Annotated in this window: 19 protein-coding genes; 6 read left to right on the forward strand and 13 right to left on the reverse strand. The window is 67.3% G+C overall.

Annotated elements, in window-relative coordinates; translation table 11 throughout:
- Positions 1–234, reverse strand: a 234-nt coding sequence (locus CFB82_RS01075; protein WP_218829056.1) for a hypothetical protein, incomplete at its 3' end; no start/stop codon positions are given.
- Positions 235–341: 107 nt separating this feature from the next.
- Complete coding sequence (locus tag CFB82_RS41870) at positions 342–1226, reverse strand: hypothetical protein (protein ID WP_143750861.1); 885 nt, start codon at positions 1224–1226, stop codon at positions 342–344.
- Between the two features lie 187 nt (positions 1227–1413).
- Between CFB82_RS41870 and CFB82_RS43095 the strand changes: the two genes are divergently transcribed.
- Positions 1414–1647, forward strand: coding sequence for a hypothetical protein (locus CFB82_RS43095; RefSeq protein ID WP_179255361.1), 234 nt, complete (start codon positions 1414–1416; stop codon positions 1645–1647).
- 140 nt (positions 1648–1787) lie between these two features.
- Positions 1788–3335 (forward strand): TIGR04222 domain-containing membrane protein, encoded by a 1548-nt coding sequence (locus CFB82_RS01085; RefSeq protein WP_069246839.1) that lies wholly within the window; start codon positions 1788–1790, stop codon positions 3333–3335.
- A gap of 70 nt (positions 3336–3405) precedes the next feature.
- Here CFB82_RS01085 and CFB82_RS01090 read toward each other — a convergent pair whose 3' ends face one another.
- From CFB82_RS01090 to CFB82_RS41875, 7 genes are all read right to left on the reverse strand, one after another.
- On the reverse strand, positions 3406–6771 hold the full coding sequence (locus CFB82_RS01090; protein ID WP_089483236.1) for a glycosyltransferase family protein: 3366 nt from the start codon (positions 6769–6771) through the stop codon (positions 3406–3408).
- A gap of 2 nt (positions 6772–6773) precedes the next feature.
- Positions 6774–7931, reverse strand: coding sequence for a dTDP-4-amino-4,6-dideoxygalactose transaminase (rffA, locus tag CFB82_RS01095; protein ID WP_069246841.1), 1158 nt, complete (start codon positions 7929–7931; stop codon positions 6774–6776).
- A 56-nt stretch (positions 7932–7987) separates the two neighbouring features.
- On the reverse strand, positions 7988–8635 hold the full coding sequence (locus tag CFB82_RS01100) for a class I SAM-dependent methyltransferase (RefSeq protein WP_069246842.1): 648 nt from the start codon (positions 8633–8635) through the stop codon (positions 7988–7990).
- Between the two features lie 10 nt (positions 8636–8645).
- Positions 8646–9368 carry a WbqC family protein gene (locus tag CFB82_RS01105; RefSeq protein WP_089444747.1) on the reverse strand — a complete coding sequence of 241 codons (723 nt, stop codon included), beginning with the start codon at positions 9366–9368 and terminating at the stop codon, positions 8646–8648.
- Complete coding sequence (locus tag CFB82_RS01110) at positions 9365–10750, reverse strand: NAD(P)/FAD-dependent oxidoreductase (protein WP_069246844.1); 1386 nt, start codon at positions 10748–10750, stop codon at positions 9365–9367. The genes CFB82_RS01105 and CFB82_RS01110 overlap by 4 nt, the downstream gene beginning before the upstream one ends.
- On the reverse strand, positions 10747–11532 hold the full coding sequence (locus CFB82_RS01115; protein ID WP_069246845.1) for a class I SAM-dependent methyltransferase: 786 nt from the start codon (positions 11530–11532) through the stop codon (positions 10747–10749). The genes CFB82_RS01110 and CFB82_RS01115 overlap by 4 nt, the downstream gene beginning before the upstream one ends.
- 144 nt (positions 11533–11676) lie before the next feature.
- A complete protein-coding gene (locus CFB82_RS41875) occupies positions 11677–11940 on the reverse strand; it encodes a hypothetical protein (protein WP_143750862.1) in 264 nt (87 codons plus the stop codon).
- Between CFB82_RS41875 and CFB82_RS01120 the strand changes: the two genes are divergently transcribed.
- The 3 genes from CFB82_RS01120 to CFB82_RS01130 all read left to right on the forward strand — a co-directional run bounded on the left by CFB82_RS01120 (position 11939) and on the right by CFB82_RS01130 (position 18598).
- Positions 11939–13675, forward strand: a complete 1737-nt coding sequence (locus tag CFB82_RS01120) for an O-linked N-acetylglucosamine transferase, SPINDLY family protein (RefSeq protein WP_089483237.1) — start codon at positions 11939–11941, stop codon at positions 13673–13675. The genes CFB82_RS41875 and CFB82_RS01120 overlap by 2 nt on opposite strands.
- A 241-nt stretch (positions 13676–13916) precedes the next feature.
- Positions 13917–16115 (forward strand): tetratricopeptide repeat protein, encoded by a 2199-nt coding sequence (locus CFB82_RS01125; protein ID WP_089483238.1) that lies wholly within the window; start codon positions 13917–13919, stop codon positions 16113–16115.
- On the forward strand, positions 16112–18598 hold the full coding sequence (locus tag CFB82_RS01130; RefSeq protein WP_089483239.1) for a tetratricopeptide repeat protein: 2487 nt from the start codon (positions 16112–16114) through the stop codon (positions 18596–18598). Before CFB82_RS01125 ends, CFB82_RS01130 begins: the two co-directional genes overlap by 4 nt.
- 239 nt (positions 18599–18837) lie before the next feature.
- On the opposite strand, the gene CFB82_RS01135 is transcribed toward CFB82_RS01130, so the two are convergent.
- The 3 genes from CFB82_RS01135 to CFB82_RS01145 all read right to left on the reverse strand — a co-directional run bounded on the left by CFB82_RS01135 (position 18838) and on the right by CFB82_RS01145 (position 21598).
- The gene (locus CFB82_RS01135; RefSeq protein ID WP_089424224.1) at positions 18838–19134 is read right to left on the reverse strand and encodes a flagellar protein FliT; all 297 of its coding nucleotides are present in this window, start codon (positions 19132–19134) and stop codon (positions 18838–18840) included.
- Between the two features lie 33 nt (positions 19135–19167).
- On the reverse strand, positions 19168–20586 hold the full coding sequence (gene fliD / locus CFB82_RS01140; protein WP_089483240.1) for a flagellar filament capping protein FliD: 1419 nt from the start codon (positions 20584–20586) through the stop codon (positions 19168–19170).
- 193 nt (positions 20587–20779) lie between these two features.
- Entirely contained in the window at positions 20780–21598 is an 819-nt protein-coding gene (locus CFB82_RS01145; RefSeq protein ID WP_089438970.1) for a flagellin domain-containing protein, read from the reverse strand.
- A 544-nt stretch (positions 21599–22142) separates the two neighbouring features.
- On the opposite strand from CFB82_RS01145, the gene rpsU reads away from it, so the two are divergent.
- Positions 22143–22355, forward strand: coding sequence for a 30S ribosomal protein S21 (gene rpsU, locus CFB82_RS01150; RefSeq protein ID WP_006401410.1), 213 nt, complete (start codon positions 22143–22145; stop codon positions 22353–22355).
- Between the two features lie 158 nt (positions 22356–22513).
- On the opposite strand, the gene CFB82_RS01155 is transcribed toward rpsU, so the two are convergent.
- On the reverse strand, positions 22514–24637 hold the full coding sequence (locus CFB82_RS01155) for a TonB-dependent siderophore receptor (protein ID WP_089483241.1): 2124 nt from the start codon (positions 24635–24637) through the stop codon (positions 22514–22516).
- Between the last annotated feature and the right edge of the window lie 177 nt (positions 24638–24814).

The following is a 24814-nucleotide window of genomic DNA, read 5'->3' on the forward strand; positions in this document are numbered from 1 at the left end:
CTCATACACCGCCTCCAACGTCAGTTCCTGTCGTCTGGCGATCTCTTTCGCTCGCACGCCGTCGCTGAACATCAGAATCGTCCGCGACCGGTCTCGTATTCGCCAATCACGACGGCTTCTCGCCATCGCTTCAAGCTTTGTACGTTCTTCCTGCGTCAGTTCCAGCGCTTTCAATGCCATCAGCTTCGTTGCTCGTCCCGTCCAGTTCGAACCATGATTGTAGAGACATTTCATGTCGAAGGCTTATCACCTGCTCGCGCAAAGCCGTTCACGTAGCGACGGCTTACATCAACGCTTTTCAGGGACCGCGATGACGTTACCGCCGGTACTTCAGCAGCGTGTTAGGGGAGCGCTACATCCTTCCCGGAAAATAAATTCTTTGCATTCACCTGCGGAAAAATTTGATTCAGAAGGACGGACACACGAATTTCCAAATCATCTCCTGCGTCATCAATTGGTCTTGCCACAGAAAATCCTTCTACGGAAAAGCAACTGTTTCGCGAAAACAATACTTCATTTTCATTCACATCGGATAAGGGGCCTTGTAGTAAGGGGATTCCGGTGCCATTGGAGTCTGAGCTAACTATCTTGTATATGACGATCGCATTTGTACCATCTGGATTCACCATCCCTTGGTTCTCGAGCGTTTCGATCGCATAATCTGCGGTTGTAGACGCGCTCATGAAACATGGGAAATTCGATACCACATCACCAACCTGGATGATCGATCCCCAAGGCGGTGGGCAGTCGCGACTATGCTCGGCTACGCGAAGAAATTCACCGGAAAGTGTAGGCAAGTCAATGAGAGCGCGATCCATGTTTACTACCATATTCGATTCTTCGGTCGAAAGTGGCTCCCCTGACGCTAGCTTCGCATTTAGCTCATAATTCATTCCGCTAGATATGACTTTTGTATTGTCACTATAGCGCCCACCTTCATCTTCGGTGGATGTCCACTGCCTAAGGGCGAGTCGCTCCGCCTGCGGCAATTGCGCAACTCGGCGCTCAAAGTCGGTTGCATCGATCCACGGTTGACGCAACATTACACCCGACTCGGGAAATAAATGGTCCTCAGCAGCACGACTGCCCCAAGTCGCAACGTGGTAATTCTTTGCGCTGCCATTTAATAATACGTTTACGTGCGTGGTAATATCTGGAGTTCTTGAGGGAGTGCAATCCGTGGATTGCGCACTGACGATAGAATGCGAGCCAGCGATCGGCAACATGTGAGCAACCTTCTTCGCGCTTGATTTGATTCAATAGAAAATTACAGCATGCCGTAGTGGAGCGCGGCGCTCTTGCACAAATCGACCACGCGCAAGGTTGTACGCCGTTAGCGAGGTCGGATCGCACTGCTATTTCCGGTTGACGGTACAGTGAAATTGCAGTTTGGGCTAGCTTGAATAGCCCTGATTGACCTTGATTAGCCTTGGTTTTGCAGATTGCGAGTCGAGCAAGGCGTTGATTTATAAGGGCCTGTGGTGCGCAGGTAAAACTCCGAAGGCAGGGGTTGCACAGCGGATCGGCATCAGTCGCTCGGACTACGCGAAACGCGAAAAACGCGAAAAACGCGAGAAGCTGCGCAAGTCGGTGCGCAGGAAGATCGCGGCCGCGCTCGGCATCACGCTGGCGCAGCTTGATTTCTGACGCGCGGGCCGGCGAACGCGCCGGCCGCCCGGACAGCCGGCGTGCCGATGTCGGGTTGCCTCGCCGTTGTGCGAGAATCGCCCGCAACGACACTCCAAGCGACGATCGCGGCGGCCGTCCGCGCATCGCGCCGACTCCCGATGGCTGCCATCCTGTCTACCTCGACCGCAGTCGATGCCCGCGCGCTGACCGATGCGCAGCAGGCGCTGCTCGCGCGTCTGCACGCCTATTCCCCCGACGACCCGACCGCGCCGCTGCCGTACAGCCTCCGCCTTGCCGAAGCCGAAGGCTGGTCGCATGCGCACGCGCTGGCCGTGATCGACGAATACAAGCGCTTCGCGTTTCTCGCGCAGGCGGCCGGACATCCGGTCACGCCGTCGGTCGCAGTCGATGCCGCGTGGCATTTCCACCTGCAGTACACGCTCGAATACTGGGACGTCTTCTGCGCCGGCGTGCTGCGCGCGCGGCTGCATCACATGCCCGGCACGGGCGCGCCGGACGAGGCCGCCGTGTACGCGCAGCGCTATCGCGACACGCTCGACAGCTATCGCCGGCTGTTCGGCTGCGAGCCGCCCGAAGCGATCTGGCCGCGCCCCGTGGCCGAGCCGGCCGTGCTCGCCGACGCCCCGGTGCAGCGCGCAGAACTGCGCGACGGCCCGTCGAGCGAGCCCGCCGCGCGCCCGCGACGCTGGCGGCGCTTCGCGAAGTTCGCGTGGCCGACGGCGGCGATCAGCGTCGCGGCGACCTGCGCGAGCGCGAGCGATTTCAATGTGCTGGACTTCTCGGGGCCGGACTTTCTCGGGTTGTTCTACGTGCCGCTTTGCGTCGCCGCGCTGCTGCTGATCGCCGGCCTGCAGTGGATCGAATACCGCCACCGTGCGTGGGGACCGCGCGCCCCCGAATCGTCACCCGACCTGAGCGCGGAGGAAGCGGCGTATCTCGCGGGCGGCGGTGCGCGAATGGCGCAGGTCGCGATGCTGTCGCTCGCGCATGCCGGTGCGATCGAGCTGCGGATGAGCAAGGTCCACGGCGCGCGGGTGCGGATCGACGATCCGCGACACGCAGGCGCGTATGGCGCCGACTGGGAATGGCTGAGGCGGCAACCCGGTGGCGAGACGAGCTGCCACGCGTTTCGTCAGCGTCTCGCGTGGCGCGAAGCCGACTGCGCCGCAGCGTTGCAGCGCAAAGGCTGGCTCTGGGCGCCGGGCGAGATGCGGGCGACGCGGATGGCCGCGCGCGCGATCCTGCTGCTCGTGTTCGGCGCGGGCGCGGCGAAGCTCGCGGTCGGCCTGAGCCGCGGCCGGCCCGTGCTGCTGCTGATGATTGTCATGGCGGCGTTCATGGTCGCGTACCACTTCATGGTCGGACGCCTGCCCGGCTTCGGGTGCGGCGGCATGACGCGCAGCGGCGAGGCGGCGCTCGACGAGCACCGCGACCAACGCCGGGGTGACCGCGCGACGCCGGACGGGCTCTTGTGGACGGCCGCGCTGTTCGGCGCCGGCGCGCTCGCCAGCACTGTGTGGGCCGCGCATTCGAAAGTGCTGATGGCACCGCCGCCCGTTGCCGTGCAAACCGGCGGGTCGAGCGGTTCGTTCGACTCGGACGCCGGGGACAGCAGCAGTTCGAGTTCGTGCAGTTCGTCGAGCTCATGCAGCTCGAGCAGTTGCGGCGGCTGTTCGAGCAACTGAGCACAGGGCGCGCTGCCGCGATAGCGCGCCGGGCCGCCAGCGTCAGGCAGGTGGCACGGCGCCCGCCGAACTACGCGATCGCGGCATCGGCGGGCGTGCGTGCCTGCGCGGCACGCCCGTCGCCCGCCTCGACGATCAGCGTCCAGTCGAACGCCGGCAGTGCGCAGAGCTGCTCGACGGTGGCCGTGTACTCGTGCGCGGGCGCGTGCAGGTAGCGCACCTTGTCGGTCCATTCGGGCAGCGGCGCCTGCGACGAGGTCACCACGACCGCCAGCAGATCCTGTTCCGGCCGCCTTGCGATTTCCTGCAGGCTCAGCCGGACCTTGTCTAGGTCACCCTCGGCGTCCAGGATCAGCGCGCCGGGGATCGGCGCATCCGGCCGGCCGGGCGGGGTGCCGACAGCGCCTTTGTCGATGCACTGCTGATACACATGGCGATAGCGCGGCAGCGCCTGCTGCAGCGCGTGATGCTTGCGGACCTTCGCCTGCGCCGTGCGCGCGAGCCCGCGGCGCAACGCCGGGTTCGCGATCAGCCGGTCGAGCGCGTCGACCCAGGCCTGCGGCGCATCCGGGGCCAGCAGGCCGTCGCAGCCGTCGTGCAGCGCGAAGCGATAGGCCGGCCGGTCGCTGACGATCGAGGCGATGCCGGCCGCCGCGTATTCCTGCCACTGGATCGTGCTCGTGCCGGCGTTGTAGTCGTGGTCGGCGAGCGGCAGCAGCGCGATGTCCCAGCGTCGTTCCGGCAGGCGTCGTGCGTGCGCGTCGTAGTCGTGAAGCTCGGGCTCGCACCCGGCGGCCGGGTGGCCGGCCCAGCCCGGCGGGAGGTCCGCGCCGACGAAACTCACCCTGACCTTGCCGGGATGGCGCGCGCAGATCGCCTGCAGCGCCGCGTCGACGAGCGCGAAGTTGTCGGCGCGCAGCGACGCGCCGGCGATGCCGATCGTCACGCAGTCGTCGCCGCGCGCCGCCACGGGGCGGTAGAACCGGTCGAAGTCCACGCTGTCGGGCAGCACGTGAACGCGCGGGTGCGACAGCCGGTAGCGGCTGGCGATGTACGGCGTGGATACGATCACGGCGTCCGCGTTGCGCAGCACGAGCTCGATCCCCGCGCGGGCCATCCCGCCTTGCGCGGCGAGCGGATGCGTGGCCGGCAGGTCGGTCAGCAGGTCGTCGGTCTCGTAGATCACCGGCTTTTCATGCCTGAAGATCGTATACAGGTCGTTGCCCGTCAGCATGCCGGGCGTCAGCCGGTGCAGCAGGATGGCGTCGGCCGTGGCCAGCGCGCTGCTGTCGATCTGGCCGTCCCGGAAGCCCGGGACGAGTTCCCATTCGTCGTTCAGCAGACCGAACGGCAGCGTGAGGCGAATTCGCGACGACGCGCATGCGTCCGGATCGATCGAATACACGATCAGGCGCTTGCGGCGCGGTGCGGCGTCCGCAGTCGCGGCGACGGGCGCCAGCGTCCGGTTCTCCGCCAGCAGCCGCGCGTACAGCGCACCGTGGCGCGCGGCGTTGCGGCCGATGTCGTGCTGCGCGCGGATCGCATCCTGCGCGGCCGCGGCGAGTTGCGCGCGGGTTTGCGGATGCTCGATCAGGTGCGCGATCGCGTCGATCCACGCGTCGGTGGTGTCGGCGACGAGCCAGCCCGTGCGGCCGTGGACAACCGGGCAGCCTTGCGCCGGCGTGGCGACGAGCACGGTGGCCGCGCCGGCCGCCGAGGATTCGAGCCATGCACGCGGCGGCGCATCGTCGCGCAACGTGACCGGCGCCGCGACTAGCGCGATGTCGAGGTCCGCGCGCTTCAGCGCGTCGGCGTAGCTGTCGTAAGGGGCAGGCTCCGCGATCAGCGTGACATCCGGTTCGCGGTCCCAGCCGGCCGGCAGCGCCGCGCCGACGAACGACACCCGGAGCTTCCCCGGAAACCGGCGGCGGAGTTCGGCCAGCGCCTGGCGGACCTGCTCGAGACGCACGCCGTCGAGACCGGTACCGGAAACCGCGAGGTTCACGTGGTCGCGCACGCCGGGCGCCGCGCGGTGCAGACGCTCGAGATCGACGCCGGTCGGCAGCGCGTGGACCGATGCGTTGACATGACGGTACTGCCGCACCAGCGCTTCCGACGGCACGACGAGCGCATGCGCGCGCTGCACGGCGCTGCGGATGCCCGCCTTGCGGCGCGCGTTGTCGGTCGCGCCGGGAATGTCGGCGAGCAGCGTGTCGAGCGGCGCGTCGATCTCGAGGACGACCGGCTTGCCGAGCGAGAACAGGTGTTCCAGCGTGGCGGGGGACAGCAGGCCCGGCGTGCCGCCCTGCAGCACGATCAGGTCCGCGCGCTGCAGCGCGTCGGGATCGATGCCGGCTTGCGTGACAGGGAAAGTCAGCGCCCATTCGCGGTCCAGCCGCGCGAACGGCTGCGCGAAGCGCAGGCTGGTGCGCGCGTGGTCGGCCGGTTCGGCGGTGACGACCGCGATGCACGAGCGCGGCGCGGACGCGGGCTGTCCCTGGGCGGCGGCGGTCGCGACGGCCTGCGCATCCAGTTTGTCCGCGTGGGCCTGGGTCCGCTCGACGAAGTTCCGCAACTGCTGCCAGAAGGTTTCCTCTTCCTTCAGGTAGACGCTGCGCGCTTCGTGAACGGTGGCCTTCGCGTGGGCGATCTCGTGTTCGTCGAGCCCCCACGCGATGCCCTTGCCGTCCATCACCCACCGGGTCGGCTCCGACAGCGACGCGTCATTCATGATGCACACGACCGGGCAGCCGCACAGCAGCGCTTCGAACACGGCGGTGGACCATTCGTACATGTACACGCACTCGACCTGTCGGAACAGCGCCGCGAGTTCGTGCGCCGAACGTTCCGGCACGCGGGTCGAGATTTCGATCGACTCGGCGGTGACCGGATGCAGCGTGCCGCCGCGCCGCAGGTGGCGATTGATGAAGACGGCCGTGCCGTTGCGGCGGGCATCGTCGACACCGTCGCTATTGAAGATGCGCGTGTCGACCAGCGGCATGCGCAGCAGGTCCGCCTTCCAATCTTCGGGTACCAGTGACGGCCCGAACGTGAAGATGAGGTCGTTCGGTTGCAGGCTGATCGGTTCGCCGTTGATGCGGCCGGGCTCGGCCAGCAGGTAGCGCACGACGCAGCGCGCGTTGAACGGATTGCCGGCGACGACGTCCGGATAGACGACGATCGGGCTGCGATTCGCGCGGGCGTGCGCCTGCACGATGTCGTGGGTCAGCGGCGGCGTGCGCAGCTCAGGATGCACGACCGGCGTGCAGACGTACGCTTCGTGGCCGAGCAGGTTCAGCACGTGGCACAGGTAGTGCATCGCGCGGATCCCGCCGGAGGTTTGCCGGAAATTCGGCGCGTGTATGTAGTACGGGTGGTCGAGTCGCGTAAAGATGCGCGAACTGCCGTGCGCCGAGCGAGGTTGGGGAGTCGTCATCGTTATCGGGTGCGGTAGAAATTGAAGACCACGTCGAGGATGCGATCCTGTTCGGCTTCGGTCATGTCGTGGTACAGCGGCAGCCGGACGAGCCGGTCGGCGACGAGGTCCGTCACCGCCATGCCGGACCCGCAGCGCCCGTAGCGCTGGCCGGCCGGCGAACTGTGTAGCGGCACGTAGTGGAACACCGCGTTCACGCCCACCGCGCGGATCTGCTGCAGCAGCTCGGTGCGTTCGGCGAGGTCGCGTGCGAGGAAATAGAACATGTGGCCGTTGCCGCGCTCGGCGAGCGAAATCGCGGGCAGCTCGATCAGCCCGTCCGCGTGCAGCGGCTGCAGCGCATCCTGATAGCGCTGCACGGTCGCGCGCCGCTGCGCGGTGATCACGTCCGCGTGCTCGAACTGCGCGTACAGGAACGCCGCGATCAGCTCGCCCGGCAGGAACGACGAACCGACGTCGACCCAGGTGTACTTGTCCACCTGCCCGCGGAAGAACTGACTGCGGTTGGTGCCCTTCTCGCGGATGATCTCCGCGCGCTCGACGAGGCGCGGGTCGTTGACCAGCAACGCGCCGCCTTCGCCCGAGATCACGTTCTTGGTCTCGTGGAAGCTGAGGCACGCGAGGTGGCCGAGGCTGCCGAGCGGCTTGCCGTTCCACGTCGACTGCAGCGCCTGGGCGGCGTCCTCGATCACCCACAGGTCGTGGTCCGCCGCGAGCTGCCCGATCACGTCCATGTCGCATGCGACGCCCGCGTAGTGCACCGGCACGATCGCGCGCGTGCGCTGGGTGATCGCGGCGGCGATCTGCGTCTCGTCGAGGTTCAGCGTGTCGCGGCGGATGTCGACGAACACCGGCGTCGCGCCGCGCAGCACGAACGCGTTGGCGGTCGACACGAACGTGTAGGACGGCATGATCACTTCGTCGCCGGGCTGCACGTCGGCGAGGATCGCGGCCATCTCGAGCGCGGCCGTGCACGAGTGCGTGAGCAGCGCGCGCTGGCAGCCGACGCGCGCTTCCAGCCAGCGGTGGCAGAGCTTCGTGAACGCCTGGTCGCCGGCGAGGCCGCCCTGCTCGACCGCTTTCGCGATGTAGTAGAGCTCCTTGCCGACCACGAACGGGCGGCCGAACGGAATGCAGTCGAGATTGGGTGGGCCGAACATGGTCAGGCTCCGCGGTAAGGGGGACGTTTGGCCGCGCGGCTCGCGCGCGGCGCCGCTCAGATGTCCTTGCGGACGAGAATCGTGAATTCGTACAGGCCGTAGTCGTGCAGCAGCGCGACGTGGCGCGAATAGCGGCGCTTGCAGCGATCGAACAGCGCGCACGGGTCCGCGTAGTACAGGAGGTCCGGGCGCATGAACGGCGGATCGGAATACGACGTCAGGCAGTTGAACGCGAAGCCCAGCCGGCTCGTCGCGTGCAGCGTGTCGAGCGTCGCGTGGATGTAGTCGAGCCACGCGTCGTCGCCGTGACCGCGCCTGACGTTGAAGATGCCCGATGCGATCCCGTAGTCCGACGCGGCCTGCGGCACTGCGCCGACATGAAACGCGACGTTCGCGTCGTCGCGGTAGCGCTGCCGCGCGGCGTCGACCATGTCGGACGAGATGTCGTAGCCCGCATACGCGAAGCCGTCCGGCAGCGCACGCGCCTTCAGGAAATCGACCAGCGCGCCGTAGCCGCAGCCGATGTCGTTCACCGAGTGGCCGCCGGACGCGGGCAGGATCTTCGTCAGTTGTTCGAAGCGCAGGAACTGGCCGGTTTCGCCGTTCCAGTCGACGCCGCGCGCGGTCGCGCCGTGCTCCGCCAGCCGCGCGCTGTAGTACGCGGCCACTTCTTCCAGCAGGCTCGCATGCCGGGATTCGCTCATGGACATCACCTCAGTCTTTCGAGGTCAGCGCGTACCGGCGCGCTTCGGGACCGCAGTTGAACAGCACGTCGAGCACCGTCACGCCGTGGACGAAGTCGCCCCACTGCTGCGGATACTCGGGATAGGTCGGATAGTCGAACCAGCGCACCGCGACGCCGGCATCGGCGAACAGGTTCTCGTCGAGGTAGCTGCGCGCGGCCGGGCCGGACAGATACTCGGTCGCGCCCGCCTGCACGCACAGGTTCAGCAGCTTCTCGGTGCGGTCGCCGTGCAGCGCATAGTCCGACGTCGACGACACGCGCGTGCCGATCTCCAGTTGCCGGAGGACCCACGTCAGCATCGCGAAATTCAGCTCGCTCAGCATCCCGTAGGTGCGACCGGTGTAGAGCGTTTCGAGCTCGTCCGCATAGCGCGCGAAGTGCGGCGCGCGCGCGTAGTTCTGCTGCAGGGCCTTCCAGTGCAGCGGAGCCCAGTCGGCGCCGTCGATCTCGGTTTCGCGGATCGACTGGTGATACTTGCCCTTCACCTTCACCGGCACGCTCAGCCATTGCACGCCCTGCGGCGTCTTGATCTGGTTGCGGTTGCGCCAGTCGCGGCGCGTGTACTGCGCGTCATCGTAGAGGATGAACTCGTCGCTGGCGGCGATCAGGTCGAAGTAGCCCTTCCACGGAATGTAGTTGGACTGGACGATCGCCACCCGCTTCGCGTCGCGGTTCATGGTTGCACCGCTCATGCCGGAATGTGGCCGTACCGGTACATGTCGACGAGCTCGGGCGGAATGCCCCAGTCCGTTGCGCCCAGCTTGTCGTGCAGCGCCTCCAGGTCCGCGCGGATCGCGTTCTGGAGCTGTTCGACCATGCGGTTGCGCGCCGGCACGAAGTCGTGCTGGTACGCGGCATTGATCTGATGGCGTACCGTCTTCGCGATCGCGGCCTCGCGCGTCATGTTGCGGATCAGCGGGCGTTCGGGCGCGAGTTCCGCGTAGCGCGGATCGATCGGCTCGCCGCGCATCGCCGCGACGAGATCGCGGCTCAGCACCGGCGACAGGTGGAAGCCGTCGCGCTTGGTGCCGCCGAGAATCCACAGGTCGCGCACGCTGGTTTCGCCGAACAGCGGATACAGGTCGGACGTCGTCGGCCGCCAGCCGACGTTGACGTTGACCAGGCTCGCGCGCGAGAAGCGGGTGTTGATCTGGTCCATCGCGGACTTGAGCAGCGTGTACGCGCTGCCGGCGTGGCCGTGCTCGTGCGGCACCGGGCTGATGTAGTTGCTGGCGCCGACGAGGGTCCGGTCAGGCCCGTGCGGCGCCGAATATACACCGCACGCGAGGCCGCGGTTGGTCGTGCGCACGCAGTGCGTGTGCACGTTCTCCGCGCTCTGCAGTTCGACCGACATGCCGACGCCGTAGAACATCCGCTGCACCGGCAGCTCGGGCAGGCTCGCCTGCAGTACGCGCGTCACGTTGGCGCCGTTGCAGAGGATGAAGCGGTCCGCGCCGAGCATGCTGCCATCGGACAGGCGCGCCCCGGTGACGCGTCCGGCCGCGGTGTCGAGCCGCTCGACCTCGGCGTCGATGAAGCGCACGTTGCCGGCTTGCGCGACCGACTCGGTCAGCGCGTCGAGAAACTGTTTCGGATTGACCCAGCCTTCGCGCTTCAGGAAGACCGCCTTCAGCGCGCGATAGCGCGGGTCCGGATGATAGTTCGGGATCCCTGACGGATCGACCGCCTCGCAGGGCTCCTCGAATTCGCGGCAGAACCGCTGCATGGCCGCGAAGTTCTCGTCGTCGAGCGCGTCGGTCGCCGCGTTGTTCAGCACGAAGGTGCCGAAGCCGTGCGCGATCGCGCGCTCCGGCGTGCAGATTTCAGCGAATACGGCGGGCCAGGCCGCCGTCGCGCCGCGGCTCAGCTCGAACTTGAAGCGGTCGATCGGCGTGCCGAGCGAATCGCCTTCCAGCTCGGTGAACGAATTGAGCATCGCCGCCGCCGCGCGCGTGGCCGAGCCGGGCCGATGCGCGTGGCCGACGATCACGAGCTCGACGCCCGGGTCCGCCCGCTGCCATGCGCGGGCCGTCATCAGGCCGAGAATGCCGTTGCCGAGGATGGCGATTTTCATTTGCGTGCGCCTCCACCCTCGGGGAACGACAGGTAGCACAGCGACGGATAGGCCGCCGCCTTGTGGATCTGGTGCGGACGGTTGCCGAGCAGGTCGCGCAGGTAATGGACGCCTTCCGCGGGCAGCTGGCCGCCGCGGGTGAGCTGCCAGAACGCGACGACGCCGCCGGGCACCAGCCGCTCCATCACCGCGTCGAACGCGTGCCGGGTCGGCTCGATCACGTTCAGGTCGAACCACGCAAGTGCGACCATCTCGCCGGGATGCGCTTCGTCGAACGCCGCCAGCGTGTCGCGGCAGTCGCCTTCCCATACGTGGTGCTTGTCATGCACGTGCCCCATCGCGTTGCTGCGCTCGTGCAGGTTCAGCAGCTTGCGCAGCAGGTCGGCGTACTCGCCGGACAGCGAGTACGTGCCGTCGGAGAACAGCTTGCGGTCGCGCGTGTCGTGCTCGGCGAAGCCCGTGTAGCCCGTGAACGTATCGAATGCGTGGATGCGGCGCTGGAAGTTCAGCGGCTCGAGAATCGCGCGGAAGTTCTCGCACAGCACGGCGGTCTGCCCGCGCCACGTGCCGAGATCGAGGATCGCGCCCGGCAGCGGCACGATTTTTTGATAGATCTCAAAGGTCGCGAGAATGCGCGCGAGGAGCGAGCCGCGCACGAACAGGCCGAGCGACCGTTCCAGTTCCTCGCGCGTCGCGGGGTAGGTCTGCATCAGGTCGAACAGTTCGCGGCGCGCCGCGAGCTGATCGCCATCTGCGTTGGTGATGATCGCTGATTCGTGCATACACAGGGCTCCAGGCACAAAGGGTGTGACCGGACGAGCGCGTGTCGGCGCGGTGGCATCGGAATGCGCAACCGTCCGAACGTCGCAAGTCGGACATCTTTCTGCGATCAAGTCTATCGAGCGCCGCCAGGATCGAATGTCGGATTAGCGGGTGGTTTCACCCCGCATTTCGATGGATGCGCGGGTGTCCGGCGCGAATTCGGGGCGCCCGCGGGTGCGGCATGCAGTAGCAGGAATAGCGACCAATTCCAGCACCTGCTCGCCAAATTGGAACGCGGCGTGCGCGAGGAGAATTCGGACACGTCGGAGACCGTCGGTGCGTGCGTCCGCGGGCGAAGGCGTGCGCCGACGCAGCGGTGCCGGCCGCGATTCGAATCCCGTATTGGCTACCAGGACGACATAGCTCATGATGCCCACCTCCCCCGCCGCCGCCACGATCGAACAGGCGCTGGCGCACCATCAGGCCGACCGGCTGGAAGAGGCCGAGACGCTGTACCGGCGGATCCTCGACACCGATCCCCGGCACGCGGACGCGCTTCACCTCCTCGGCCTGATCGGCCATCAGTACGGGCGCTATCAGGAGGCATCCGACCTGATCATGGCGGCGATCGAGGTCAGGCCGGACGCGATGTACTACTACAACCTCGGCAACGTGATGCAGGCGGACAACCGTCACGCCGCCGCCGCCGAGTGCTTCCGTCTCGCCATCGAGCTGCGACCCGACTACGTCGATGCGTACAACAACCTCGGCAACGCGCTGCGGCTCGCCGGCGACGCCCGCGCGGCCGTCGATGCGTTCTGCCAGGCCATCGCGCTGAAGCCGGACAACGGCCAGGCCTACAACAACCTTGCGAATGCGCTGTTCGACCTGAACGAGATTCCGGCCGCGCTCGAGGCTTACCGGCACGCGGTCGCGCTGCGCCCCGAACTGCCGGAGCCGCGCAGCAACCTGCTGTTCGCGAGCCACTGCAGCGAAGCGTTCGACCACGACACCTATCTCGCCGAGGCCGCGCGCTACGACGAAGTCGTCACGCGGTGCGCGACGCCGTGGACGAACTGGCTCGTCGACCTGACCGCCCGCGCCGGGCGGCCGCTCAAGGTCGGCATCGTGTCGGGCGACCTGAAGGCGCATCCGGTCGGCTATTTCATCGAGAGCATGCTGAAGCATCTCGACGCGAACCGGATCGAGATGCATGCGTACCCGACGCGCGACGTCGAGGACGACGTGACCGCCCGCCTCAAGCCGGCCTTCGCGACGTGGACCTGCATTGCCGGCCTGAGCGACGAAGCGGCGGCCGCGCGTGTCCGCGCGGACCGCATCGACGTGCTGCTCGACGCGGCGGGCCACACGGTCTACAACCGCCTGCCGCTGTTCGCGTGGAAGCCGGCGCCGCTGCAGGCGAGCTGGCCCGGTTATTTCGCGAGCACCGGCGTGCGCGCGATCGACTACGTGATCGGCGACCGTCACGTGCTGCCGCCCGCCGAGGCCGCGCATTTCACCGAGCGGCCGTGGCATCTGCCGGACAGCTATCTGTGCTTCACGCCGCCGGCCGAGCCGATCGACGTCGGCGCGCTGCCGATGCTCGCGAACGGCCATCCGACCTTCGGCTATTTCGGCAAGCTCGCTAAGATCACCGATCACGTCGTCGCGGTCTGGTCGCGCGTGCTGCAATCGGTCGCGGGCGCGAAGCTGTTCGTGAAGGCGGAGCATCTCGACGATCCGCGCGAGCAGCAGGCGCTTGCCGCGCGCTTCGCGGCGCACGGCATCGACGCGCAGCGCCTGATCCTCGAAGGCCGCTCGCCGCGCGCCGAATACCTGGCCGCGTACCGGCGCGTCGACCTGATGCTGAGCCCGTTCCCGTATCCGGGCGGCACGACGACCGCCGAAGCGCTGTGGATGGGCGTGCCCGTTCTGTGCCGGCGCGGCGAGCGCTTCCTGTCGCACATCGCCGAGAGCCTGCTGCATTCGGCGCGGCTGCCCGAGTGGATCGCGGACGACGACGACGCGTATGTCGCGAAGGCCGTCGCGCAGGTGCTCGCGTCGCCGCTGTGCGACGCGCCCCGCTTCGCGCGCCACTTCGAGGACGCACTGCACGGCATGTGGGCGCAGCACGTCGAAGCCGCGCCGGGCGCATCCGTGTGAGGCCGCTCACGACGTGACGTGCGTGGGCATTTCCACGCCGGCGGCAAGCGGAACATGGCGCCCCTCGCGCTGAACACCGCGCCGGCCGCCGCGATCGTCATTCCGACCGGTGGCGCGTGCGCGACACCGTCGTCGGGATAGCACGCGATGGGATTGCGGCGTCGGCCGTGATGATCGGGCACGGCGGCAGGCGGATCGACTTCGGACACGATCCGCATTCCTAATGAGCAAAGCAGACGAGATGGACGGAACAGGACAGGCATTGCAGGCGGCGCTCGCGCATCACCAGGCGGGGCGTCTCGCGGAAGCGAAGACGCTGTACGACGCGATCCTCACCGCGCAGCCGGGCCAGCCGGATGCGTTGCATTTCCTCGGGCTGCTGGCGTGTCAGCTGAAGCAGTACGACGCGGGGCTTGCGCTGATGGAGCAATCGCTCGTCGCGCGGCCGGACGCGTCGTACTTCAACAACCTGGGCAACATGCTGCGCGAAAGCGGCCGGCTCGACGACGCGATCGCGCACTACCGGCGCGCGGTGGCGCTGCGGCCGGACTATCCGGAGGCGCACAACAACCTCGGCAATGCATTGCGCGACGCGCGCGAGCCGGCGGCTGCGATGGAGAGCTGCGCGCGCGCGATCGAGCTGCGCCCCGGCTATGCGCAGGCGTACAACAACCTTGGCAACGCGTTGCAAGACCTGGACGACCTCGATGGCGCCGCCACGCACTATGGCCGCGCGATCGAGCTGGACGCGTCGATGGCGATGGCCCACGCGAACTTGAGCGCCGTGCGTCACCGGCAGCTGCGCTGCGCGGAAGCGCTCGTGCATGCGCAGGACGCGATCCGGCTCGCGCCGAACCTTGGCGAAGCGCACAACCACGCGGGCAACGCGTATCACGGACTGGACCGGCTCGACGAGGCGCAAGCGAGCCATCGCACGGCCGTCACGCTGAATCCGGCGGACGCCGGCGCGTGCCACAACCTGTCCGTCGTGCTGCTGAAGCTGCAGCGGCTCGACGAGGCGCTCGTGTATTGCCGGCAGGCGTTGCAGGCCGGCCCGCCGGCCGTGTTGATGCACGTCAATCTCGGCGACATCCTGCGCGCACAGGGCAACGTCGATGCCGCGGTCCACGCGTATCGCGATGCGCTTGCGCTGGTGTGCGACGACGCCGACGACGTCGCAGCGACCGTGCTGAACCGGCTGCTGTTCAGCGCGGCGGCGTCCGCTTGCGTGAACCCCGCCGACTACCTGGCCGACGCGCGGCGCTACGGCCGGCACCTGGCCGCGCGTTCGACGCGCCATGCGCACGATCCGCGCGAGCGGGCGGCGCGCGCGCAGGGGCGGCCGCTGCGTGTCGGCTTCGTGTCCGGCGACCTGCGCCTGCATCCGGTCGGCATCTTCCTGGAAAGCGTACTTGCGCACCTCGACCGCACGCGCATCGACCTGCGCGTGTATGTGACCACGGACGTGGAGGACGCGATCACCGCGAAACTGAAGCCGCACTCGAGCGCCTGGCGCTCGATCGCCGCGCTGGGTCCGGAGGCGGCTGCGCGGATGATTCACGACGACGAAATCGACGTCCTCGTCGACCTCGCGGGCCATACGCAGTCGAGCGGGTTGGCGGTGTTCGGCTGGAAACCCGCGCCGGTACAGGCGAGCTGGCTCGGCTTCTTCGCGTCGACCGGCTGCGACGCGATCGACTACTTCATCGGCGACCGCTACACGCTGCCGGACGCCGAAGCGCATCACTTCGTCGAGCAGCCGTGGCGGCTGCCGGACAGCTTCCTGTGCTTCACGCCGCCGGCCTGCGACGTCGAGGTCGGCCCGCTGCCGATGGCGGCGCGCGGCCATCCGACGTTCGGTTGCTTCGGCCAGCTCGTGAAGATCGGCGAAGACGTCGTGCGTGCATGGTCGCGCATCCTGCACACGCTGCCGGACGCGCGGCTGCTGCTCAAGGCGCACGAGCTTGGCCGCGAGGGCGTGCGCGACGCGACCGCCGCGCGCTTCGCGCGGCATGGCATCGACGCGAGCCGGCTGATCCTCGAGGGCGGTTCGCCGCGCGCGGAATACTTCGGCGCCTATCACCGCATCGACGTCGCGCTGAGCCCGTTCCCGTACCCGGGCGGCACGACCACCGCGGAAGCGCTGTGGATGGGTGTGCCGGTGCTCGGCATGAAGGGCGGGCGCTTTGTCACGCACATCTGCGAAAGCGTGCTGCACGCGGCGGGCATGGGCGAATGGGTCGCTGACGGCGAGGACGCCTACGTCGCGAAGGCGATCGCGGCGGTGCGCGACCGCGAGCGGCTCGCGACGCTGCGCGCCGGGCTGCGCGCGCAGCTGCTCGCGTCGCCGCTGTGCGACGCGCGCCGGTTCGCGGCGCATCTCGAAGCGGCGTTCATCGGCATGTGGCAACGCTATACGAACTCGGAACACGAAGCATGAACGATATTCACGACACGCTGCAGTCTGCGCTGGCGCATCACCAGGCGGGGCGTCTCGCGGAAGCGAAGACGCTGTACGACGCCATCCTTACCGCGCAGCCGGGCCAGCCGGACGCGCTGCATTTCCTCGGGCTGCTGGCGTGCCAGCTGAAGCAGTACGACGCGGGGCTCGCACTGATGGAGCAATCGCTCGTCGCGCGGCCGGACGCGTCGTACTTCAACAACCTCGGCAACATGCTGCGCGAAAGCGGCCGGCTCGACGACGCGATCGCGCACTACCGTCGCGCGGTGGGGCTGCGGCCGGACTATCCGGAGGCGCACAACAACCTCGGCAACGCGTTGCGCGACGCGCGCGAGCCGGCGGCTGCGATGGAGAGCTGCGCGCGCGCGATCGAGCTGCGCCCCGGTTACGCGCAGGCGTACAACAATCTCGGCAACGCGCTGCAGGACCTGGGCGAGCACGAGGCTGCGGCGGCGAGCTACGCCAAGGCGGTCGCGCACCAGCCGCAATACGCTGATGCGTACTGCAATCTCGGCCACGCGCTGCATGCGCAGGAGAAATTCGACGATGCCGCGGATGCCTATCGTCGCGCCATCGCGCTGCAACCGGGCTTCCGTGTCGCGCACCAGGGGCTGAGCGAGACGCTGCGCGCGGCAGGTGATCTGCGGGGTGCGGTCGACCATGCGCGCGAGGGACTCGATCCGGGCGACGCGGACGCGCACTGCGTACTGGCCAGGCTGCTGCAGCGCATGAGCGAGTTCGACAAGGCGGTCGAACTGCTCGAGCGGGCGATCGCGATCGATCCCGCGCATGCGCGGGCGTGGGCCTGGCTCGGCGACCTGCGCAACCAGCAGGGCGAATACGGGCAGGCTGTGCAGGCGTGCCGGCACGCGATCGAGCTCGATCCCGAACTGGCCGATGCGTACAATTTCCTCGGCTACGCGTATCACAACCTCAACCGGCTGGCGGCGGCGGAACTGAGCTACCGGCACGCGATCGACCTGAACCCCGACGATGCCGACGCCCATCAGAACCTCGCCGCCGCGCTGTTTCGGCTCGAGAAGTTCGACGAGGCGATGAAGCACACGGAGATCGCGCGGGAACTCGGCATCGATCCGCTGAAGCTCCAGATGACGCTCGGCGACATCCTGTGGGCGAAAGGCGATCTCGCCGGCGCGCTGGACGCATTCCGCACGGCAATCCGCTACGACCTGCATCGCGCGTACTCGCGGATGCTGTTCAACATGTCTAGTTCGCCCGCGTTCGAGCCGCAGGAGTGGGTCGCTGAAGCGCGCCGCTACGGCGAACATCTCGAGCGCGATGCGCTTCCGTTCGAGCACGACCGCGCGCAGCGCGTCGCGCAGGTACAGGGGCGGCCGCTACGCGTCGGCTTCGTGTCGGGCGACCTGCGGCAGCACCCGGTCGGCATTTTTCTGGAAAGCGTGCTGGCGCGGATCGACCGGTCGCGCATCGAGCCACATGCGTATGTGACGTTCATCGGCGAGGACGACGTGACCGCGCGGCTCAAGCCGAACTTCGCGAGCTGGAAGAAGGTGGTCAGCCTGGGCCGCGAGGAGGCCGCGAAACTGATTCGCGACGACGGCATCGACATCCTGATCGATATGGCAGGCCATACCGACTGGAGCGGCCTGCCGATCTTCGGGCACAAGCCCGCACCGGTGCAGGCGAGCTGGCTCGGTTTCTTCGCGACGACCGGTTGCCGCGCGATCGACTATTTCATCGGCGATGCGCATACGCTACCCGCCGACGAGGCGCATCACTTCACCGAGCGGCCGTGGCGGCTGCCGGACAGCTACCTGTGCTTCACGCCGCCACCGTACGATGTCGCGGTCGGCCCGCTGCCGATGGTGGCTCATGGCGGCGTCACGTTCGGCTGCTTCGGCAAGCTGGTCAAGATCAGCGACGAGGTCGTCGCGCTGTGGTCGCGCATCCTGCACGCGCTGCCGGACGCGCGCCTGCTGCTGAAGGCTCATGAGCTCGGCGCCGACGACGTGAACCAGGCGACGCTCGACCGCTTCGCGCGGCACGGCATCGGCGCGGATCGGCTGATCCTCGAAGGCGGGTCGCCGCGTGCAGAATACTTTGCCGCGTATAACCGCATCGACGTCGCGCTGAGCCCATTCCCGTACCCGGGCGGCACGACCACGGCCGAAGCGCTGTGGATGGGCGTGCCGGTGCTCGGGATGAAGGGCGGCCGGTTCGTCACGCACATTTGCGAAAGCCTGCTGCACGCGGCGGGCATGGGCGACTGGATCGCGGAAGACGAGGCGGCGTACCTCGCGAAGGCCGTCGCGTTCGCGCGCGACCGCGACGGGCTGGCGACGCTGCGTGCAACCCTGCGCGAGCGCGCGCTGGCGTCGCCGCTGTGCGACGCGTCGCGCTTCGCACGCAACCTCGAGGACGCGCTGCACGGCATGTGGGCCTGTTATGCGTCCGGCGAGACGGCGCCCCGGGGCGCGTGACGAGCGGGATCGCGCCACGGCCGGAAGCCGCGCTCGCGCATCGTCGGACCGGCCGCCCGAGATGATCGACGCGGCCGTCGAGCGCGCGACGCGGGCTAGCCGGCGCGATCCGGCTCGCGCTCCCGCCTGCCGGCGAAAAAAAGCCGCATTGAAGCGGCTCGACGGTACGGCGACAACGGACCGCTCGACTGGCGGCGTCTTTTAATTCGACATGCGCGGGGGGCGAGATGCCCGGCCGGTCACAGCAAGCCGGCCTTCTGGTACTGGCTCGCGGCCTTGATCCGCTCCTGGGACTGCGCAAATTCCGCAGCCAGGCGGTCACGGTCCGTCTGCGCATGCTCCGTGATCGACGCGTCGATCGCCATGATCTGCCGCACCTGGTCCAGCACGTCCGGGGTCTGCTCGCCGGACAGGTTCATCAGCAGCGGCGAGCGTTCGTCGACGAGGGCCGCGACGCGCACCCAGTCGCGTGCATCGGCCGCCGACTGCATGGCACGGGTCAGGTCGAAGGCGCGGGACAGGGTGTCGTTCGTCATGGTTCGGCTCCGAAGGGGTGGTGCGGCCAAGGCTTACTTGTTGTTGGCCATCGCGCCGGCGCTGTTCTGGCCGCCGAACAGCTGGGTCAGGTAGCGGGTATTGTTCGACATCGTCGCCATCAGCGTGTTCAGCGCGGTGAACTGCGCATTGTATTGCTTGGTCAACTGGTCCGAGTAGGTCTGCAGTTGCGTGGCCTGACTCTGCACGCTCTTCAGATCGGCGTTGATCGCGTTGGTGCGCTGGTCGATCAGGCCGGACGTCTGCGTGTACGAGTTGATGTTCGCATTGAGCGCCTGGGCGATGCCGTTCGTCTGGTTGAAGATCGCCGTCACCGCGGAACTGTTCGACTTGAGCGCGGTGGTCAGCGCGGCGGTGTCGACCGACATCGCGCCGGTCGAGTCCACGTTGATGCCGATGCTGCCGAGCGCATAGGTGGTGCCGCCCGTCGTGACGCCGCTGCTGAGCGTCGTCGCGAGTGTGTTCCTGATCGTGTTCATCATCGCGTCGCCGAGCAGCGGGCCGGCGGTCTTCGCCGTCGGGTCGTAGCTCGACAGCGATTTCGCGGTATTCACGAAGTTGGTATACGCGGTCGCGAAATTGTTGATCGCGGTCGTCGCCGCGGCCGTGTCCTGCGACAGCGTGACGGTTTGGGTCGTGCCGACGGCGGCCTGCGACAGCGCCAGCGTGACGCCCGTCAGCGCGCCCGACACGTTGTTCGACGCGCTCGACACCGGCGTGCCGTCGATCGTCAGCTTCGCGTCGGCGGCCGGCGTGACCGTCGTGTACCCCGACGTCAGTTTCGAGTTGACGCCCGTGCCCGTGATCGAGATCGTGTTGGCCGCGCCGGTGGCGTTCGACTGCATCACGAGATGCTGGCCGTCCGAACCGGTGATGACCGACGCGGTGACGCCGGCATTGCCGGACGCGGAGTTGATCGACGACGCGATGTCGGACAGCGACGCGCCGGCCGCCACGTTGACGTTGAACGCCGGGTTGCTGCCGAAGGTGATGCTCAGCGAGCCGGCCGAGATCGTGTCCGCCGACGTCACGCCGGCCGATGACAGCTTGTTGGCGGTCGCGAGCTGCGTGACATTGACCGAATACGAACCGGCCACCGCGCCGCTGCCGCTCTTGATCGTCGTCGCGATGCCCGTGCCGCTCGCCGTCGCGGCCAGGCTGCCGAGCGCGGTGCCGTCCGAGAGGCCGGTGAGCGCGGTCTGCAGCGCGGACAGCGCCCCCTTCAGCTGGCCGATCGCGGACAGCTGCGTATTGTCGTTCGTCTGGCGGGTCTGCAGGGTCTGCAATTGCCCGGCCGTCTTCGCGTTCACCAGCGTCGTGACGAGCGTATTGACGTCGAGCGACGAATTGGTCGCGCCGCTGATGATCGATTGACCTGCGTTCGCCAGGATGGTGCTGATGTCCGTGCTGCTGACGGGGGTCGTGGTGGCCATGCCGTTGCTCCGGTCGTCCGCGCAATCAACGTGCGCGATGCGGCGGGGCGCCGCGGTTCAATGCAAAGAGGGAGGCGTGCCTCCCTGGAGAATTCTGATCCGGGCGGTTTCGGCGGCGTCGCGATGCGTCGCATGGCGACGCCGCCGGGCCCGGAGGCGGGCGGGCGCGTGGCCCGCCGCGGGTGCTGCTCGATTAGCCGAGGAGCTTCAGGACTTGCTGCGGCAGCGAGTTCGCTTGCGCCAGAACCGAGATACCAGCTTGTTGCAGCACTTGCGCCTTGCTCAGGTTCGCCGTTTCCGTCGCGAAGTCCGCGTCGGTGATCTGCGAGCGAGCGGCGGTCATGTTGGTTGCCTGGGTTTGCGTCGTCGAGATCGCAGCCTGGAACGTGTTCTGTGCTGCGCCCAGCGTTGCCTGGAACGTGTTGACTTGCTTCAGTGCCGCGTCGATCGCCGTGATCGCCGATTGCGCGCCCGACTGGGTGGCGACGCTCAGGGTGTTCACGCTCATGCCCGTGCTGTTCCAGTTCGCCGTGCCGAAGTCGACGGTAACGACCTGGTTCGCTGCAGCGCCGATCTGGAACGTGACGCTGCCGGCGCCGCCCAGGATGGTCTGGCTGTTGAACGTCGTTTGCGATGCGACACGGTCGATTTCGCCGAGACGCGTCGACACTTCAGCTTGCAGGTTCGCGCGAGCGCTCGAATCCAGCGAGCCGTCGCCCGCTTGTTGCGCCAGCGTACGGATACGCTGCAGGTTGTCGACCGTCGATTGCAGCGCGCCGTTGGCGGTCTGGATCATCGAGATGCCGTTGTTCGCGTTTGCAACACCTTGCGTCAGCGCATTGATTGCCGCCGTTTGCGACGTCGAGATCGCCAGGCCTGCTGCATCGTCAGCAGCGGTGTTGATGCGCTTGCCCGACGACAGGCGGTTGATTGCTTGCGACAGCGCGCTTTGCGAGCCCGACAGATTCGTCTGCGTCGTCAGCGAAAGGATGTTGGTGTTGATGTTCAGCATTTGCTTCCTCGTTGTAGAAAATGGCTGGGATACAGACAGGTTCTGATTTCGGCGTTGCGCTTTATCGCGACTGGCGCTGCCCCGCCTTTCCTGGTTGACGGCGGCACCCGGCGAAAACTTTAGAGGGATGTTTGGGTAAATTCGGGACGGAAGGAGGGTTGTCGGCCGAAACGCGCGCCCGGCTTGGCCGGCCGGGCCGCGGGCAGGCGCGGCACCCGGCTCCGTTCGACGGGGTGATCGGCCGCGCGACGCGGAGCGGCGCGCCGGGAGATGCAAAAGGGTGGTTTTGTCTGTGATTCTCTGCTATGATGGCGGGCTGAATTGAGATTTCTGTCAAGCCTCTGCCGTTTTCGGCGTGTCTGCTGGCAGTCAAACGCGGCGCTGCACGCGGTTGTGAAGCGTACTCGCGGTGCTTTCCGCCTCTCTTTTCCGGCCTCCGAGGCCGTATTTCCGCTCGTTTCGCCTGTTTGTGGGGACGCTCGGATGGCCGGTGCGTGGCGCTTGGCCGCTACGTTTTTGACCGTTTAAGCAATTTAGGAACGACATGACGACGATTCTTCTGAAAGAAAACGAGCCGTTCGAAGTGGCGATTCGCCGCTTTCGCCGTGCTATCGAAAAAAATGGCCTGATCGCTGAACTGCGCGAACGCCAGTCCTACGAAAAGCCGACCGCAGTCCGCAAGCGCAAGAAGGCAGCAGCCGTCAAGCGCCTGCACAAGCGCCTGCGCAGCCAGATGCTGCCGAAGAAGCTCCACTAAGAGCGTCTTACGGTTCGCCGCGAAACGGCGGAGCGTGCTTCGAAAGAAGCCGCTCCGCCGTTTTGCATTTGGGGCCGGGAAAAATCCCGGGGCCGTGGCGGGGCAGCCGTTCCGGGTAATGGCTGACGGCCGGCGGTTTGCGGCCGCCGGCCCACCGTTCAGAAGTCGATCTTCGCGCTCAGGCTCACGGTGCGCGGGTCGCCCGGCTTTACGTAGTCCGCGTACTGGTATTCCCAGTAACGGCGGTTCAGCACGTTGTCGATCGACGCGCGCAGCGTCACGTCGTGGCGGCCGACCCGCGTCAGGTAGCGCGCGCCCGCATTGACGACGAGAAAGCCCGGCGCGTCGAGGCCGCCGGCCGCGCGCAGCGGCGTCGCGCCGGTGAATTTCGCGTCGACGCCGAGCGTCAGCCCCGGCACGCCCGGCACCGCGTAGCCGATGTCGCCGGCGAGCACGAAACGTGGCGCGCCCGCGACACGGTTGCCGTTGTTGCCGATCCCGTTCGCATACCACGCGTCGAGCAGCATCGCGTCGACGCCCGCGTTCCAGCGCACGCCGAATTTCGCGCGCGCACCGAACTCGATCCCCTGGATGATCGATTCGCCGTCCTGCACGTAGACGTTCGCGGCATTCGCATACTCGGCGCTGCGCTCGATGCGGAACAGCGCGGCCGTCGCGCTCCAGCGTGCGTGCTCGCTCTTGATTCCCAGCTCGTACTGCTTGCTGCGCAACGGCTTGAGCACCTGGCCGGCGTTCGCGTAGACGTCGTTCACGCGGCTGCCGGGCTCGAGCGATTCGGCGTAGCTCGCGTAAGCGGTCGTGGTCGGCGCGAGCTTGAACATCACCGCGAACGTCGGCGTCACCACGCCGTTCTGGCGGTAGCCGGGATCCTCGACGCCGCTCGCCTGGAACGAGCGCTGCTCGTAGTTCATGTAGCGCACGCCGGCGAGCACCGACCAGCGGTCGGTGAGCTGCACGGTGTCGCTCGCGAACAGTGACTTCTGCACGATCTCGCTCGTGCGGTACTGGATGAAGCCGTGCGGGCTGTCGTAGCGGGTCGGGTTCGGCGCATACAGGTTGCCGGCGCCGAGCGGCACGAACACGCTGTTCGCCGAATAGTCGTTCGCCTGCTTCTGCCACGACGCGCCGAGCACGATCTGGTGGCTGAACGGTCCCGTGCGAACCTTGCCCTCGACCATCGCGCGCCACTGGCTGAAGCGGTGGTCCTCCATCCCGACGTAGCGCCTGTCGGTGTAGTTGCCGGCCGCGTCCTGCAGGTACAGCGTGCTTTCGTTGCGACGGCGCGTCGCCTTGCTGTAGCTGTACGCGACGTCGAGCTGCCAGTCGGGCGCGAGCTGGTATTGCAGCCCGGCCGTGTAGAGCTGCAGGTTCGTGTTCAGGTACTGGTCCTTGCCGCCGAGGTTCGTCGTGCCGCCGCTGATCGTCGCGGGCAGCGCGCCGCCCGGGTAGCTGCCGGTGAAGATCGACGGCGTCTGGCCCGTCGTGCGGCGGTCCTGGTACAGCGCGCCGAACGTCACGGACAGATCGCGCGTCAGGTTCGCCTGCAGCGCGAGCGAGACGCTGTCGCGGCGGATGTTGCCGTCGTTGTACGTCTTGCCTTCCTCGTGCGTCGCGTTCAGCCGTGCGCCGAACATGCCGTTCGGCCCGAAGCGCTGGCCGAGATCGACGTGCTCGGTCCACACGTTGGTGCTCCGGTAGCCGACGTCGACGCTGCGCACGGGTTCGACGCCGGGCTGCTTCGTCACGTAGTTGACGACGCCGCCGGGCGTCACGAAGCCGTACAGGAACCCGCCGAGCCCCTTCAACAGCTCGACGCGGTCGAGCTGTTCGTACGGCATCGTGATCCCGTACGTGACGAACGGCAGCCCGTCGATCTTGTAGCCGTTCTGCCAGTCGAGCTGCATGCCGCGCACGGTCATGTAGCTGGCCCATGCGCTGTACGCGCCGCTGTTGTCGGACACCGATGCGTCGTTCGCGAACACGTCGCCGAGCTTGTACGGCTGGCGCGCCTCGAGCTCCTCCGACGTGACGATCGTCGTGGAGAACGGCGTGTCGAGCTGGCGGCGCGTGCCGAGCGCGCCGGTGGAGATCGTGTCGGTCAGGTGCTGCGGCGAATCATGCGCAGCGGTGACGTTGATGGCCGGCAACGCCGTGGCGCCGCCGGGCGAATCGTCCGCGTGCGCGAGCGACGCGGCAAGGCAGGCAAGGGCGGCGGCCACGCGATGGGGGCGGACGGGAGGGCGGGCGAGGCTGACGGTCATGGTGGGTAAGTAAAAATGCAAGTAAGAATCATTCTCATTGCGATAAAATGTTGCGCATCGTATCAAAACCCGTCGAACGCGCAACAATTCCATGCCGCGTGCAAGGGCATCCGGCCTCGCCAGCGGCGGCCGGCCGGCCGGCTCGTGCGCGGCGCCTGACCTTAAATGACCAGCATC

The organism is Burkholderia sp. HI2714 (genome assembly GCF_002223085.1).
GTDB classification, from domain to species: Bacteria; Pseudomonadota; Gammaproteobacteria; order Burkholderiales; family Burkholderiaceae; genus Burkholderia; species Burkholderia lata_D.

Bases quoted from the DNA above. Each gene is read 5' to 3' on its own strand.
- CFB82_RS01115 (WP_069246845.1), bottom strand. From the start codon at position 11,532: ATGCACGAATCAGCGATCATCACCAACGCAGATGGCGATCAGCTCGCG.
- rffA (WP_069246841.1), bottom strand. From the start codon at position 7,931: ATGTTCGGCCCACCCAATCTCGACTGCATTCCGTTCGGCCGCCCGTTC.
- fliD (WP_089483240.1), bottom strand. From the start codon at position 20,586: ATGGCCACCACGACCCCCGTCAGCAGCACGGACATCAGCACCATCCTG.
- CFB82_RS01135 (WP_089424224.1), bottom strand. From the start codon at position 19,134: ATGACGAACGACACCCTGTCCCGCGCCTTCGACCTGACCCGTGCCATG.
- CFB82_RS01125 (WP_089483238.1), top strand. From the start codon at position 13,917: ATGGACGGAACAGGACAGGCATTGCAGGCGGCGCTCGCGCATCACCAG.
- CFB82_RS01155 (WP_089483241.1), bottom strand. From the start codon at position 24,637: ATGACCGTCAGCCTCGCCCGCCCTCCCGTCCGCCCCCATCGCGTGGCC.
- CFB82_RS01100 (WP_069246842.1), bottom strand. From the start codon at position 8,635: ATGAGCGAATCCCGGCATGCGAGCCTGCTGGAAGAAGTGGCCGCGTAC.
- CFB82_RS01110 (WP_069246844.1), bottom strand. From the start codon at position 10,750: ATGAAAATCGCCATCCTCGGCAACGGCATTCTCGGCCTGATGACGGCC.
- CFB82_RS01105 (WP_089444747.1), bottom strand. From the start codon at position 9,368: ATGAGCGGTGCAACCATGAACCGCGACGCGAAGCGGGTGGCGATCGTC.
- CFB82_RS01130 (WP_089483239.1), top strand. From the start codon at position 16,112: ATGAACGATATTCACGACACGCTGCAGTCTGCGCTGGCGCATCACCAG.
- CFB82_RS01145 (WP_089438970.1), bottom strand. From the start codon at position 21,598: ATGCTGAACATCAACACCAACATCCTTTCGCTGACGACGCAGACGAAT.
- CFB82_RS41870 (WP_143750861.1), bottom strand. From the start codon at position 1,226: ATGTTGCCGATCGCTGGCTCGCATTCTATCGTCAGTGCGCAATCCACG.
- CFB82_RS01090 (WP_089483236.1), bottom strand. From the start codon at position 6,771: ATGACGACTCCCCAACCTCGCTCGGCGCACGGCAGTTCGCGCATCTTT.
- CFB82_RS01120 (WP_089483237.1), top strand. From the start codon at position 11,939: ATGATGCCCACCTCCCCCGCCGCCGCCACGATCGAACAGGCGCTGGCG.
- CFB82_RS01085 (WP_069246839.1), top strand. From the start codon at position 1,788: ATGGCTGCCATCCTGTCTACCTCGACCGCAGTCGATGCCCGCGCGCTG.
- CFB82_RS41875 (WP_143750862.1), bottom strand. From the start codon at position 11,940: ATGAGCTATGTCGTCCTGGTAGCCAATACGGGATTCGAATCGCGGCCG.
- rpsU (WP_006401410.1), top strand. From the start codon at position 22,143: ATGACGACGATTCTTCTGAAAGAAAACGAGCCGTTCGAAGTGGCGATT.